The organism is Aquimarina sp. AU58, from assembly GCF_900312745.1.
In the GTDB taxonomy this organism is placed as follows: Bacteria; Bacteroidota; Bacteroidia; order Flavobacteriales; family Flavobacteriaceae; genus Aquimarina; species Aquimarina spinulae.
Genome location: NZ_OMPD01000014.1, coordinates 1,132,795 through 1,149,324, shown reverse-complemented (window position 1 = coordinate 1,149,324; position 16,530 = coordinate 1,132,795). Strand labels below are relative to the sequence as shown.

General features: G+C 32.2%; 7 protein-coding genes. 6 read left to right on the top strand and 1 reads right to left on the bottom strand.

All coding sequences use genetic code 11. The annotated features are described in order from the left end of the window. Positions 1-16 precede the first annotated feature (16 nt). Positions 17-4,114 carry an ATP-binding protein gene (locus DK441_RS16290; RefSeq protein ID WP_160112130.1) on the bottom strand — a complete coding sequence of 1,366 codons (4,098 nt, stop codon included), beginning with the start codon at positions 4,112-4,114 and terminating at the stop codon, positions 17-19. A 391-nt stretch (positions 4,115-4,505) separates the two neighbouring features. On the opposite strand from DK441_RS16290, the gene DK441_RS16285 reads away from it, so the two are divergent. From DK441_RS16285 to DK441_RS16260, 6 genes are all read left to right on the top strand, one after another. Next, the gene (locus DK441_RS16285; protein WP_109851640.1) at positions 4,506-5,864 is read left to right on the top strand and encodes a Gfo/Idh/MocA family protein; all 1,359 of its coding nucleotides are present in this window, start codon (positions 4,506-4,508) and stop codon (positions 5,862-5,864) included. Positions 5,865-5,882: 18 nt separating this feature from the next. Then, positions 5,883-8,825: a TonB-dependent receptor gene (locus tag DK441_RS16280; protein ID WP_109851639.1), complete on the top strand. Its 2,943-nt coding sequence runs from the start codon at positions 5,883-5,885 to the stop codon at positions 8,823-8,825. A gap of 22 nt (positions 8,826-8,847) precedes the next feature. Beyond that, positions 8,848-10,503: a RagB/SusD family nutrient uptake outer membrane protein gene (locus DK441_RS16275; protein WP_109851638.1), complete on the top strand. Its 1,656-nt coding sequence runs from the start codon at positions 8,848-8,850 to the stop codon at positions 10,501-10,503. Between the two features lie 101 nt (positions 10,504-10,604). Beyond that, positions 10,605-13,895 carry a VCBS repeat-containing protein gene (locus DK441_RS16270; protein ID WP_235015779.1) on the top strand — a complete coding sequence of 1,097 codons (3,291 nt, stop codon included), beginning with the start codon at positions 10,605-10,607 and terminating at the stop codon, positions 13,893-13,895. Then, the gene (locus DK441_RS16265; protein WP_235015778.1) at positions 13,882-15,261 is read left to right on the top strand and encodes a DUF3472 domain-containing protein; all 1,380 of its coding nucleotides are present in this window, start codon (positions 13,882-13,884) and stop codon (positions 15,259-15,261) included. The genes DK441_RS16270 and DK441_RS16265 overlap by 14 nt, the downstream gene beginning before the upstream one ends. A gap of 164 nt (positions 15,262-15,425) precedes the next feature. After that, positions 15,426-16,526, top strand: coding sequence for a mevalonate kinase (locus DK441_RS16260; protein WP_109851636.1), 1,101 nt, complete (start codon positions 15,426-15,428; stop codon positions 16,524-16,526). Positions 16,527-16,530: the final 4 nt, after the last annotated feature.

The window sequence follows — 16,530 nt, the reverse complement described above, 5'->3', positions numbered from 1 at the left end:
AAAACACATAAGTATATTAAAAAATAGTTTCTACTTGATGCTTTTTTAGATACGCAATAGTACCCATTTCTTTAGCTTCTTTTTTGAATATTTTAGGAGTTTTTTTAAAATATTTCTTGAAACATTTCGAAAAATATTTTGGATCATTAAACCCGGTCATAAAGGATGCCTCAGAAATATTATAGCCATATTTTGTAATTAAAACGGCAGCTTTTTTCAAACGCATCAACCGTACAAAATCAACTAGACTATTTCCTGTTAATGCTTGGCATTTTCGGTAAAGACTAGAATATCCCATGTGCAAGGATTCGGCAAGTTCTTCCATTTTAAAATCAGCGTCATCTATTCTTAAATTTATGTTAGACACAAGGTTTTCAAGAAAAATTTCGTCTTGCGACCTTTCTAATTTGACTTTCGGGCTACTAATAATTTCTTTACGATATTTTGATATGATATGCTCTTTAGATGAAATAATATTTTTTACCTTCAATAATAATTCATTCGTATTGAATGGTTTATTGATATATTCTATCGCACCAGATTTAAGTCCTGATAATTTAGCTTTCGTAGAGTTTTTAGCAGTAAGCAATATAATGGGGATATGCATAGTTACCTGGTCTTTTTGAAGTTTTTCACACATTTCTATACCATCTAACTTTGGCATGACAATATCACTTAAGATCAGATCGGGAAAATTATTTTTTGCATAATAATAACCTTCTTCGCCATTTTCGGCCATGATGATATTATATTTGATATGTAACAACTCTTTTAAAAAAGTTTGTAGGTCAAAATTATCTTCTACTATTAAAATAGTTTTTTTTGATAGATCTAATTCTTCTTCTTTAATTAAAGTATCATTTTCTACTAAAGAAAAATTATTAGGTTCTTCTGCATCATCAGTTATAATTCTCTCGGTTTCGGTATAGGCATTTTCTGTAATTGGAAATTTAATAATAAATGTTGTGCCTTCTATAGGGTTCGAGTTAACCTTAATCTTACCTTTATGTAAGTTTATTAATTCTTTGGTGAGCGCTAATCCTATACCTGCACCTTTATTTTTTTTACCAATATCAGATTGATAAAATAGCTTGAAAATATGCTGTAGTTCTTCGTCTGGAATTCCCGGCCCAGAATCTATGACAGATAATTTGATAAATTTTTTATTATTAACTGGCACAATATTTAAAAAAATATTGCCCTCTTTAGGAGTAAACTTAAAAGCATTAGAAAGCAAATTATAAATTACATGTTCTAATTTTTCTTTGTCATACCAGGTTGCAGGCAGATTTTTAGGGCAATTCACGATAAAATCAATCTTTCTTTTTCTGGCTAATTCCTTAAAGGATATAGAGATATTTTCTATGTCTTTATGTAAATCATTTTTGGTTACTGTTAATCTTAAGGCTCCTAATTCTTTATTTCTAACCAGTGTTAATTCTTGTGCAATTTTAGAAAGACGTTTGGTATTATATGACATAATCTCCAAACGCTGTTTTAATAATAAGTTTCCATTTTTTTCGGCTTTTTTTAACATATCATCTATAGGGCCAAGGATCAATGTAATCGGTGTTTGAATTTCATGTGACATTTTTGCAAAGAAATTCATCTTTAAATCATGTAATTCATTTTCTTTTTTATGGCTCACCTTTTCTAGAAACAGTTTTTTTCTTAAAGAATACCACCTTCTTATTCCATAAGCAGTGAATATGAGGATAAGCAGATAAAAAATATAAGCCAGAGGTGTATTCCATAGAGGTTGCTGTATGGTAATGGCTATTTTTTTTTCGGGAAGATCCCAAACCCCTTTTTTGGTTCCTGTTTTAATCTCAAAAGTGTAGTTTCCCGAGGGAATATTTGTATAGGTGGCCAAACGTTCTGATTGACTGGTTATCCAATTTTCATCAAACCCTTTTAATCTATAAGCATAATAATAACTTGGATTTAAAATATTATCTATTGCATAAAATCTAAATGAAAAATGAGATTGATTATGTTTTAATTTTAAAGATTCAACATTGGATATTCCAGTAGTAGTTTTGTGAGGTAATAGTGAATAAACGGGTTGATTAAGTATTTCTATGCTATTTATATATAATTTAGTTTCAGAAGTTTTTTTGTTCAGATGTTTTGGGTCAAAGCTATTTAACCCTTTAACACCTCCAAAGTACAAAAGATCCTGTGTATCTTTAAATTTACTTCTTGGTAAAAATATATTATCTTGAAGCCCATCTGTATCATAATACGTTTTTAGAATAAGTCTTTTTACATCTAGGTGGCTAATACCATTATTTTTGGAACTCATCCATAAGTCATTATTTTTATCTTTAAGAATTGCAATAAACATTTTTTCACCAATAGATTCTACATCTTCAAATGTGGTATACGTTTTATCTTTAGTATTAAATTTTAATAACTTACCTAATCTGTTAATTAACCATATTTCTCCAGGGTCGCCTAGAACCATAGATTTAACAGCATGGATTTGGTCTTTGTAGTTTTTGTTTTTTTGTGAATAATCAATAAATGTAGAATGTTGTATATCGGAAGGATGATGTTCATTAAATTGAAATAATCCTCCATTATAAAGTCCTAACCATATAATACCATTTCTATCTTCCAGAATACTTTCTGTGTTAGTACCTTTTAACCCTTTAGAATTATTATCGAAAACAGCTAGAAGCTTTAAATCAGAAGAGTAGACATTAATAGAAAGATTTGATCCGATCCAAATACGTCCTTTAGAATCAGAAAACACAGTTCTTATATCTGTCGCTTCCTGTTTATTAGAGTTATAAATATTTATCTTTTCAAAAGTGTTTTTACTTGTATTGTGATGCCATAAACCATTTTTATAGGTTCCGAACCAAATATTTGATAGATTATCTTCTGTAATGGATTGAATATAAAACCCTCTATTTAGAGATATATCATTAAAGTATCGCTTTTCTTTTGTACTTCCATCGGTATTATAGGTCACTCTTGTTAATCCAGATCCATCTGTTCCAATCCACAAAATATCTTTAGAGCTTTTAAGAATGCTTAATACCCTAAGAGGAGTGTTGTTATCAGAGCCTTCATGGTAGCTAATTTTATTATTTCTGTTGGGAAGAATATTAAGTTTACCATAGTTTGTCGTAATCCATATGTTTTTGTGGTTATCTTCATTAATATCCAAAATTGTATTGCTACTCAAGGAAAATTCATTAGAATATTGCCTTGTAAATAAATCAACCTCTCCACTGTTTATATTTATTTTGTACAATCCGCCTCCATCTGTTCCTCCCCACATATATCCATCTTTACTGCAAAATAGTGACAAGAACATCTCCTTGTTGATATTAAACTTCTCCTCCTCAAAAAAAGAATCTTGGATAAATTGTTTGTTGATAGGATCATAGACAAATAACCCATAAGTTTCGGTTCCTACCCAAAGCTTATTATTGATATCTGAAGTCAGGATAATATTTCCGGGATAGTTAGTAAATGGTCCTACTAATTCTGTTGTCTGTTTTGATTTTAAAGAATAATTATAAATTGTACCACTGTTGGTACTAACATATATTTCAGAAGAGTTTAATATGTCAATATCCATAATATTTTTGATTTCAGAACCGCTGTTTGAAATTGTAGCGATAAAGTTCATTTTAGAATCGACATATCTGTAAATGTTACCAAGCTTAGAAGCCAACCAAATACTTTCTTTTTTTGCGACAATAGAGCTTACAACATCATTTTTGGGTAACAAAATAGTCATATCTTCAAATTTGTTAGCAATCGCTTCATATTTCGATATCAATCCAAATTGAGAGGTTACCCATATATTTTTGTTATAATCAACAAGCATATTGTTTACAAAGTCATTATGCTGAATATCCGGAAAAATCATCTTGTTTTTAATCAGTTTATAATCATACCCATTGTAGACTAATATCCCATCGGAACATAACATCCAAATATTACCAAATGAATCTTGCACAGTTTTAGTTGGGATAACAAATTTATTATCATTAACAGGTGAGAGATGTCTAAAACTTGTGTGATTTTGACCATGCAAGAAAAGAGAGCATGACATAAAAAAACTTAGTAAAAGATAGATTTTTAATCCAGACATAAAACACTCATTTTTTAGTAAAATATCTCTTAGTATTCTACTACAATTATTTAACAATATGATTTTCTGTAATTGTACAAATATGAAAATGATACACATGAGATATCATTCATACAATCTCAAGTTTATACTTTAATATTAAATTTTTAACAACTATGACGAACTATTACTTAAAGTAGTGTTAAATATATTAATAAAAAATACCAAAAACGGCTTTAAAAGATTAGAAGAACACCTTAAAAAGTAGTCTAATTCGTCAAAAAAGAGGAGAAAATAAGCATTGGTGTAATTAAGTCTTAAATAGTACTCCTAAACGCTTAAAATATCATCTTAAATAAGGAATCTATCCGTCATATTTGAATTCTCATAGTTTAACATATAAATAACTTAAATGAATTCTAGACGAAATTTTGTTAAAAAAACAGCACTTGCCAGTGCAGGTGTATCACTACTTTCAAACTTATCCTTTGGAGCAGTCACTAATCAAACAGACAGGAAGCTTAGATTAGCTTTCATTGGAGTAGGATTAAGAGGAATGAACCATTTTAACAATGCTCTTAATAGAAAAGATATAGATATAACTGCTATCTGCGATATAGATCCTGAGCGAATAAAAATAGCATTAAAGAAAATAGATAAAGCCAATTTTTCAAAGCCTAAAGTTTTTGGAAACAGCGATCTTGATTATAGAAATTTGCTAGAATTAGAAGATGTCGATGCAGTAATAATATCTACCCCCTGGTTATGGCACACTAAAATGGCTGTAGATGCTATGAAAGCAGGAAAATATACCGGTCTAGAGGTATCAGCAGCCAATACTATTGAAGAATGTTGGGATTTGGTAAATACCCATGAAGCAACAGGGACTCATTTAATGATCTTAGAAAATGTAAACTATCGTAGAGATGTTCTCGCTGTTCTAAATATGGTGAAGCAGAATGTTTTTGGAGAATTGGTTCATTTTAGATGTGGTTATCAACATGATCTTCGTTTTGTGAAATTAAATGATGGGAAATCTGCATATGGTAAAGGTGTTGAATTTGGAGAAAAAGGAATATCAGAATCCAAATGGAGAACCCAACATTCTGTACTAAGAAATGGAGATGTGTATCCAACTCATGGCGTGGGACCGGTTGCTACCATGTGCGATGTTAATAGAGGCAATCGCTTTACTTCATTAAGTTCGAATGCAACAAAAGCTATTGGGCTACATAATTATATCGTAAAACATGGAGGAAAAGAGCACCCGAATGCTAAAGTAAAATTTAAGCAGGGAGACGTGATTACCACTACAATTGAAACCGCCAAAGGAGAAACAATCATTGTAACACATGATTGTAATCTGCCAAGACCTTATTCTTTAGGATTTAGAGTACAGGGAGCCAATGGATTATGGGAAGTTGATGGTGATAGAATGTATATCGAAGGACAATCAAAACCACATCAATGGGATAATGCAGATCAATGGCTCAAAAAATATGATCATCCTTTATGGCAAAAGTATGGCGAATTAGCCACTGATGCAGGCCACGGAGGAATGGATTTCTTTGTCCTAAATGCGTTTGTAGAATCTGCAAAAGAAAATATTGCTCCACCTCTTGATGTATATGACGCAGCAGCTTGGAGCGCGATTACACCATTATCAGAATTATCTATTGAAAATAATGGAGAACCACAAGATTTTCCTGATTTCACAAGAGGAATGTGGGTAAAACGCAAACCTTATAATTGGATAAAAAGTAAGTATTAAATCACTAAATCATAATATATGGAAAAATTAAAGATTATTCTATTGATCCTCATATGTACTTTCACAAGTAGTATGTTAGCTCAAGAAAAAACAATAACAGGAACGGTTTACGACACATCAGATAGACCTGTTGTTGGAGCTTCTATCTTAATCAAAGGCACTACAAAAGGAACTACATCAGATTTTGATGGAAATTATACCATAAAGGCTAATAAAAAAGATGTTCTCGAAATATCTTACGTAGGATTTATAACGCAAGAGGTAGTGGTAAATGAACAAACAAAAGTAAATATTGCCCTACAAGAAGATATTAGTCAATTAGAAGAAATCATAGTTGTGGCCTATGGTACACAAAAGAAAGAAATGATTACCTCATCGATAGTAAATATCAAATCAGAAAAACTAAAAGATATCACAACTCCCGATGTGACTACCATGTTACAAGGAAAAGTAGCAGGAGTGCGTTTAGGAGCTTCTAGCGGTAGTCCGGGATCCGTACCTAATATATTAATACGAGGTTCTTCATCTTTAGGAGGTAGAGTAACCCCACTATGGGTGGTTGATGGTGTAATACAACATAGTATACCTATTGTAAACCCTAATGATGTTCAATCGATATCAGTACTTAAAGATGCTTCTGCAACGTCGCTTTATGGGTCTCGTGGAGCAAATGGAGTAGTTATTGTTACTACAAAACGAGGAACCTCAGGTAAGTCAGAAATTAGTGTAAGTTCAAAAGTAGCTATAAACACTTTTAATACCGGAAAATTTGAAGTCATGGACTCAGGACAATTATATGAGTATCATACACAATTCTCAAATTCACAACCTTGGTTTACTCCAGAATTATTAGATCGAAATTATGATTGGATCGAAAACGGAACTCAAGATGGTTTTGTAAAAGATGTAAATGTATCGTTTACTTCAGGTACCGAAAAACTAAAACTATATATCAATGGAGGTTACTATAATGAAACAGGAACCTTACGAGGGAATGAATTAGATAGGTATACCTATCGAATGAACCTGGATTATGATATTACACAGCGTTTAAAAATAAGTCCCAAATTATCATTTAGTTTTGACAACAGAGATAAAATTGCAGAAGCTCCCTTATATGAGTTGTATTTAAACTTACCTTGGGATAATCCTTTTGATGCAGAAGGTAAACCAATTAATGCACAGGAAGATTCTAATTGGTTAGGTAGAGATCAAAGAAATTACTTATATGATCAACAATGGAACTACTCTTCTGATAATACATTTAGCCTAAGTTCAAACTTTGATTTTGAGTATCAAGTTGTACCCAATCTGGTTTTTAAATCAGTAAATAATTTTACATATTATCGCTATAAATCAAAAACATATACAGATCCCAGATCAATTTCCGGATTGGCCACAGGTGGCAGTATAAATGATAGGATAGACGAGCGGTTTACCAAATTAACAACGCAGATATTACAATATTCAAATATATTCGGAGAGCATTCTGTGACTGCTTTAGGCGGATATGAGTATAATGATTATAAATATGAAAATGTAGACGTAACAGGTAATGGCATTGTTGCCGGAACAGAAGTTTTAAATGTTGCGAGCGAAACTGGAGAGATAAGTGGATTCAAGAATGATTATGCATTACAATCATTTTTTCTCTCTGCAAATTATGGATTTAGCAATCGATATTATGCAAAAGCTTCTATACGTAGAGATGGAGCTTCAAATTTTGGATTAGATGACCAATATGGTAATTTCTTTTCACTAGGAGCAGGATGGAACATACATAATGAAGCGTTTTTTAATAGTAAAGCTATTAATGAGCTTAAATTGCGATTGAGTTATGGGTCTGTAGGAAACAGGCCATCATCTTTATACCCATACCAAGGAACATATAGGTTAAACACACAATACATTGGGACTCCGGGAGCAGTATTAGATCAATTGGGAAATCCAGATTTAAGTTGGGAAAAATCGTATGAAGCAAATATTGCGATCGACACAAGACTGTTTGATAGAGTAAGTGCAACGTTTGAATATTATAACAAAGACACGTCTGATCTATTGTACTTCGTAAATTTACCCGATGTCACTGGATATAGCGGATTTTGGGAGAATGTAGGAGGCCTAACCAATACAGGATATGAAGCTGCGATTTCGGTCGATGTAATACAAAGTGAAAATTTTGAATGGAACTTAGGGTTTAATATAGGGTTTAATAAAAATGAAATTACAGAGTTGTTTGATGGACAAACAGAAATCCCTAGAGGATCCAAAATATTTAAAGTTGGAGAAGATTCGAATTCATGGTATATAAGAAAATGGTTAGGTGTTGATCCTGATAACGGAAACCCACTATGGGAAGTCGTTGATCCTGATACCGGAGAACGAACAGAAACCAGTAATTGGAATGATGCTACTTTACAAGTTGTAGATGCGTCCTCCCCAGATTTCATAGGAGGATTTGATTCTAGATTAAGCTATAAAAATGTATCACTTTCTGCCAATTTTAATTTCTCTAAGGGAGGAAAGCTATATAATGGTGCTCGAGAACTATTTGACTCAGACGGATTCTATACTACTTTCAACCAGCAAGTATTAGCCGATGACTGGAACAGATGGGAAAAGCCGGGAGATATAGCAACACACCCCTTAGTTGTTGAAGGCGGTAACAACAACTCTAACAAGCGTTCATCTCGTTATTTAGAAGATGCCAGCTATTTAAGAATGACAAATGTTACACTATCCTATAATTTACCTCAGAATGTATTAAATAAAATAGGAATAAGCAACTTTAACGTATATGTAGCCGGAGACAATTTATTGACATTTACAAAATACAGTGGTGTTGATCCGGCAGTTACAGGTAATCCAAATGATCGCAATAACATAGGCTTATCAGGAAGCCCTGGATTAACGTATCCGATACCAAAACGCTATGTATTAGGTGTTAACGTATCATTTTAAAAAACATTTAAAAACAAATAGTATGAAAAAATTAATAATACTACTGCCAGCTATTGCGTTTATACTGCATTCCTGTGAGTTAGAAAAGAACCCTTATGAGCAGATTTCGGTAGATGAATTATTTTCTGATCCAGAATCAATTGAAACAGCTACAATTGGTAATTATGCTTTACTAAAAGGCGATAAAGGTTTCGATGGTTGGGTAGATGATCTACATAGAATATCAGAATATGCCGGAGATAATGTAAGCCTTAGTGGTGGTACGACCGACCACCTATTCTTTTTATATAATTATCAATCTATAAAAACCAACTCTAGAGTAGAACGATTTTGGCGTAATTCGTACAAAATCGCAGTAGGATGTAATGTAATTATCGAAAAAATTATAGAAGGAGAATCTGCAGAAACTGATCAATTATTAGGAGAGAATTATTATCTAAGAGCACTTACATATTTTCAAATGGGGAACGTATTTGGTAGACCCTATAATCAAGGTGCTTCAAATTTATCTGTACCACTTAAATTAACATCAAATATTACAGATAGACCAGATAGACATACGGTAGAACAAGTATATACTCAAGTTATAAAGGATTTAGAAAAGGCAGAATCTTTGATGACAGTAAACAAAGGCGCATCTTTTGCTTCAAAAGAAGCCGCACAAGCCTTATTATCCAGAGTTTATCTATATAAAGAAGATAATATAAAAGCACAAGAATATGCTGATAAAGTTATTACATCTGGCAATTACTCTTTGCTTTCAACAGATCAATTTTCTAAAATGAATACATTAATTCCTAACCAAAATCAGGAGGCTATTTTTGCTGTAACATTAAGTTCTGCTACAGATCTTTTAGGGGGCTTTGATGACTGGTTTACCATAGGATCTTTTTATGCCAATGTCGAAGGTAAAGGTTGGGGTGAAATGTATGCCTCTAGAACATATTTAGATCTAATAGAAAAGAACCCTAACGATGCAAGGAAATCATTTATAGAACCACAACCCGAAAAAGATGGTGATCAAAACGAAATTCCTGCTGTGTATTGGGTAAATGATGAGTATGTCTATGAGTTTCGAATAACAACTGAAAGCGGAGGAATAACTACGTTTGAAGACAATGGAAATACATACACCGTAGAGTCTGAAATTGTAGACGGTAAAACAATATATTATTTTAATGGTACCGACGGTAGACAGGATGTTATTAAAGGAGTTGATCTTAAAAAACGTAATGGTCACCCAAAATTCTATATTCTAAAAGCATCATTACAAGAAAATGACATACATCTTTGGTCACCAATGGTATCTCGCCTGTCAGAAATGTATTTGAATAAAGCTGAGTCCTTAGCAAAAAGAGGTATGGATCAGTTAGCATTGGATAATATAAATATCATTAGAGAGAGAGCAGGTATCCCTACATATACATTAGCTAATATCCCAACAGGAAAAACCATATTAGATGTTGTTTTAGAAGAACGTAGATTAGAGTTAGCTTATGAAGGACATAGAAGATATGATGTATATAGAAATGGTCGTACAATGAATAGAAAATATCCAGGTACGCATTTAAATGGAACAAATGCTTTTCTAGAAATACCATCTACACACCCAAGAGTTGTAGAATTTATTCCAGAACAACAGATCATTTTACAACCATCATTAATTCAGAATGATTAATATACAATAGCATAGATTTCTTATGAAGTCTATGCTGTTTCTACTATTTAAAGTATTCTTATATCAAAAACATGTGGATTTATACATATAAAACTTGGATTGTGTTTTTTGTACTTACACTCCTGTATTCTTGTAATAATCAAGTAGATAATTTATCATCAGAGAAATTATTCACAACAGTCCCAACAGAGATTACAGGAGTGACTTTTGAGAATAAAATATTAGAATCCGAACAACTACATTACTATAAATATTTATATATCTATATCGGCGGAGGAGTAGCTGCTGCCGATTTCAATAATGATGGATTAGAAGACCTTTTCTTTACCTCTAATATCTATCATAATAAACTTTTTTTAAACAAAGGGAATTTTCAATTTGAAGATATTACTATAAAATCCGGAATAAAAAAAAGAGCTGGATTTGATACCGGAGTATCTGTTGTTGATATCAATAATGATGGCTTTTTAGATATCTATATCAATAGAGCAGGTTGGTACGAAGGAGGCCAGAAACTTGCCAATATGTTATACATAAACAATGGAGATCTCACTTTTACAGAACAAGCAAAACGTCATGGTCTAGCAGATACTAATCGGTCGATCTCATCTACATTTTTTGATTATGATAAAGACGGAGATCTAGATGTTTATATCGCTAATGCTCCAGCCGAGTTTAATTTATCTGGTAAAATAGTAGAGGTAAATAAAATTCAGAATAGCAAAAAAACACAAGCTTTTAGAAGTAGTGATAGGTTATATAATAATGATGGAAAAGGAAATTTCACAGATGTTTCTGTACAAGCAGGAATTTTACCAGATTTAGGCTTTGGACTTAATGCACAGGTAGGAGATCTTAATAATGATGGTTGGCAGGATATTTATGTATCTAATGATTTTATAGGGCCTGATTTTGCATATATAAATAATAAAAACGGCACCTTCTCTGAGAAAAGAAATTCACTTTTTAAACACATTTCATACTATAGTATGGGAAGTGATATAGGAGATATTAATAACGACGGATTTAATGATTTAATGGTTTTAGACATGAGCCCAGAAGATCATGTACGATCTAAAACAACCATGTCTATGATGTCTATCGATAGATTTAATAAAATGGTTAAAAACGATCATCATCATCAGTACATGCATAACGTAATGCAATTAAATAACAGAAATGGTTCCTTTAGTGAGATAGCACATATGTCTGGCCTTGCCCAAACAGACTGGAGTTGGTCTGTTCTTTTTGCTGATTTTGATTTAGATGGGCTTAATGATATTTATGTCACTAATGGTATTTATAGAGATGTAGTCGATCGTGACATGAACATCGAAATCAACAATACGATCAACGATAAAAGAAATACCCTAAAAGAGAAAGACTTTTATCAATTCACTCAAAAATTACCGCAACAAAAATTAACCAATTACTTATTTAAAAATAAAGGAAATCTAAAATTTGATAATATAACCAAAGATTGGTCAGATGAAAAACCTACATTTTCAAATGGTGCTGTATATGTTGATCTAGATAATGATGGAGATTTGGACATTGTTACTAATAATTTAGATGAAAATGCAACTATCCTTAGAAATAATGCGAGAAAGATCAATACCAACAATTTTTTGCAATTTACTTTCAAAGGACCCAAGGAAAATATTTTCGGAGTAGGAACAACTGTAAAAATATACCAAAATGATGGAGAAATATTGACTCGACAACTCATAAACTCTAGAGGATACCTCTCCTCTATGTCTAATACATTACATTTTGGTTTAGGTAAAAATACTAGTGTTCCCAAAATAGAGATCATTTGGTCTGATGGGAATGAACAATATTTTTCCAATATAAAAGCAAATCAACTATTACGTATTGACTATGCAAAAAGTATTAAAACAACAGAACAAAATACAGATACAAAATCTAATACGATTTTTACAGAAACTTTGTTAGATTTTGAGCATACTGAAATTCCTTTTAATGACTTTGACAAACAATTATTATTACCACATAAACTGTCACAAACAGGGCCAGCTATAGCAAAAACAGACCTTAATAACGACGGATTAGAAGATCTTTTTATAGGAGGAGCGCATAGTCAAACTGCACAGCTATTAGTTGCTACACATGATGGAAATTTCAAAAATATACCTGTACCAGATTTTATAAAAGATAGTATATACGAGGATGTAAGTGCTACCTTTTTTGATGCAGATAATGATGGAGATCAAGATTTATATGTAGTAAGCGGAAGCTATGAGTTTGACCCAGATTCATCACTATTACAAGATAGATTGTATATTAATGAAGGTGGTTATAGTTTTAATCGATCAGAATCGAAATTACCATCCATTAATACCGCAGGTTCTATTGTAAAAGCATCAGATTTTGATCAGGATGGTGATATTGATCTATTTATAGGAAGTCGCGTAATTCCGGGGAAATACCCGTATGCACCAACAAGTTATTTGTTAATTAATAAAGATGGAAGTTTTATTAATAAAACAGATGATTTGGCGCCAGACCTAAAAAATATTGGTATGGTAACTAGTGCAGAATGGAATGATATTGACAACGATAATGATTTAGATCTAGTGGTTACGGGAGAATGGATGGGTATTGAAGTTTTTAGTAACGATAACGGTATTCTTTCAAGAAAAGAAACGTATAATGATTTATCATCAATCAAGGGTTGGTGGAATAAAATTTTGGTAGTCGATATTGATAATGATGGTGACAAAGATATAATAGCTGGGAATTTAGGATTAAACTTCAAGCATAAAGCATCAAAAGAAAAGCCTTTTCATGTGTATACAAATGATTTCGATAATAATGGTACAGAAGATATTATGTTGGCCAAGTATTACAAATCTAAACAAGTCCCTGTAAGAGGAAAGCATTGTACTGCAGAGCAAATACCGTACTTAAAAGAAAGGATAAAAACATACAGCGATTTTGCGAATAGTGATATTCAGGAAATATTAGGAGAGACTTTTCAATCGGCTATTCACTATCAAGCTACAGAATTCAGATCTGGTATTTTTGTTAATAACAACGTTGGTTTTGAATTTAAGCCTTTCCCACCAGAAGCTCAAATGAGCCCTATTAATAGTATTCTTTATGAAGATTTTGATGGTGACCAGATTAAAGACTTACTCATGGCAGGAAATAATTATCATACAGAGGTAGAAACCACTCGTGCCGATGCTGGTATAGGTGTTTATCTTAAAGGAAGCTCAAAAAAAGAATTTAAACCTACAAAAAATGCTGAAACTGGATTTTATGCAGATAAAGATGTGAGAAATATGTTGCTGATAACCTCTCGAAAAAAGAAAAAAGTTATTGTAATAAATAATAATAGTAAGCATCAATCATATGAAGTTAACTAATAATGATGAATATAAGACAATGAAGAAATATAAAAAATCAATTGATAAAATCGTACTCGTACTAATAAGTACTTGCATATTAGCTTGTAGTTCAGACAAAAAACCTCTTAATCCTGGAGATAATAGAGAGTTAGATCTATCAATAACGATTCCTCCTGGAGGTAATAGCTGGGTAATAAATAGTACTAAGCAAGATGCTGTTTTAATTCATGATTCAGGTATTCATAATTGGACAGCATTAGATGACATTATTCGTATTTATTTCCATACAAAATTAACAGGCGAATTGCATCTGGGTTTACACATGAAATCAGAAAAAGGGCCATCTACTATTAGAGTAACGTTAGGAAATACGACAAAAGATGTGCTAATTGACAATGTATCCTATAAAAATGTTGAAATAGGGATGTTTGATATCACTAAACCAGGGTATAGCTTTATTGAAATTCAAGGGCTTCAAAAAACAGGTGAATATATAGGTGATATCGACAAAATTCTTTTAGGAGGGCCTGCTACAGCTAGTGGTATTTCTTTTGTACCGAGTGATTTCAGTTTTCATTTCGGAAGAAGAGGCCCTTCTGTTCACTTAACTTATGAAATGCCAGAAAACAAGGACATTACCTATTTTTATAACGAGATTACTGTGCCTAAGGGAGAAGATGTAGTTGGATCTTATTTTATGGCAAATGGTTTTGGCGAAGGATATTTTGGAATACAAGTTAATTCTGATACCGAAAGAAGGATATTATTTTCTGTATGGAGTCCCTTTGTTACTGATGATCCAAGTACTATTCCTGATGATTATAAGGTAATTCTTTTAGGCAAAGGAGAAAGAGTAACAGCTGGAAATTTTGGAGGAGAAGGTTCTGGAGGACAGAGCTATAAAGTGTTTGATTGGAAACCTGAAAACTCATACAAATTTTTGCTAAAAGGAGAACCCTCGATAAACAACAGTACAGATTATACAGCATATTTCTATGCCCCAGAAGAAAGTGAGTGGAAATTAATAGCAAGTTTTAGAAGACCACATACCAATACATACCTAAAAAGATTCCATTCATTTTTAGAAAACTTTAGCCCCCATACAGGGTTTATTTCGCGAAAAGGAAAATACACAAATCAATGGGTGTATGATACACAAGGAGAATGGCACGAATTAACCAAAGCCAAATTTACTGCTGATGCAACGGCCCGAGATAAAGCTAGACTTGATTATGCAGGTGGTGTAAAAGAAAGTTCGTTTTATTTAAAAAACTGCGGATTCTTTGATGAAAATACAACTATGAATACCGAGTTTTCGAGAACATCAAATGGTATACAGCCAAATATAGATTTTTCGTCATTACCAAGTTTAGGATCGCAATAAAATTAACTATTGAATCCAAAAAAATAAGTAACCTGGCATCGCTTTAACCAAACTAAAACTTTAAATGTTGTTGAGTTAGTTAGTTTTATAAAGCCTTTGATGATTAAACATTATTCAGAGGCTTTATTTTGCTAGAATGAATAATATGTATCGAATATAATAACATGATTTTGAAAAAAATTAGCCAAAAAAATAAATTGATTTCATTTGCTCCAGGGAGAACATGCCTTTTTGGAGACCATCAAGATTATTTAGGTTTACCGGTTATAGCCTGTGCTATAAATAGACATATCAAATTAACCGCTATAAAAAATGAAGAAAAAATCTTTAATATCAATACACCAGATATAGGTAAAAAAAGAAGTATTAATATTTATGATAAAATCAGTTTTGTTGAAAAAGGAGATCATTTATTATCAGCACTAAAAGTATTGAGAAGATATGGTTGCATTCCTAATATTGGGTATGACATTACAATTTCTGGAAATCTCCCTATAAATGCCGGTACCTCTAGTTCCTCTGCTGTAGTAGTGTCATGGGTTCAGTTTTTATTAGAAGCTTTTGGAGCAGATGATAAAATCACACCAGAGTTTATTTCACAAATAGCATATGAGGCTGAAGTTTTAGAACATGGAAACCCCGGAGGAAAAATGGATCAATATAGCATCGGACTGGGAAATATTATGTATTTGGAAACCGGAGAAAACAATTCATATGAATTATTTGATTGCCCTATACCAGGGTTAATTATAGGAGAGTCTGGTATTCCAAAAGAAACAATAGGTGTTCTTAATGAGTTAAAAGAAAACGCTTGGCAAGCAATACATACATTGGCAATGTGTAACGAAAATTTTGATATTGAAAAAATTAAAAAAAAAGATGTAAAAAAATTATCTCATCATTTACCAGATAGATTAGAGCCTTTTTTTCATGCAGCTGTATCGAACCATGATATTACGCAAAAAGCACTTTTAGAATTCAAAAAAGATCATTTGGACATAAAAAAAATAGGCGTGTTAATGAATAAGCATCATACTATCCTAAGAGATTTTTTAAAAATAACGCTACCCAAAATAGATCGTATGATTGAAGGAGCTTTACAAGCTGGTGCCTATGGAGCAAAGATTGTTGGCTCGGGTAAAGGAGGTAGTATTGTTACTATTGCTCCAGAAGGTAAAGAGCAACAGGTTATTGATAAAATTATAAAAGCCGGAGGAAAAAATGCTTATCCGGTTGAAGTAGATCCCGGAGCAAGAATACTCTAAAAAT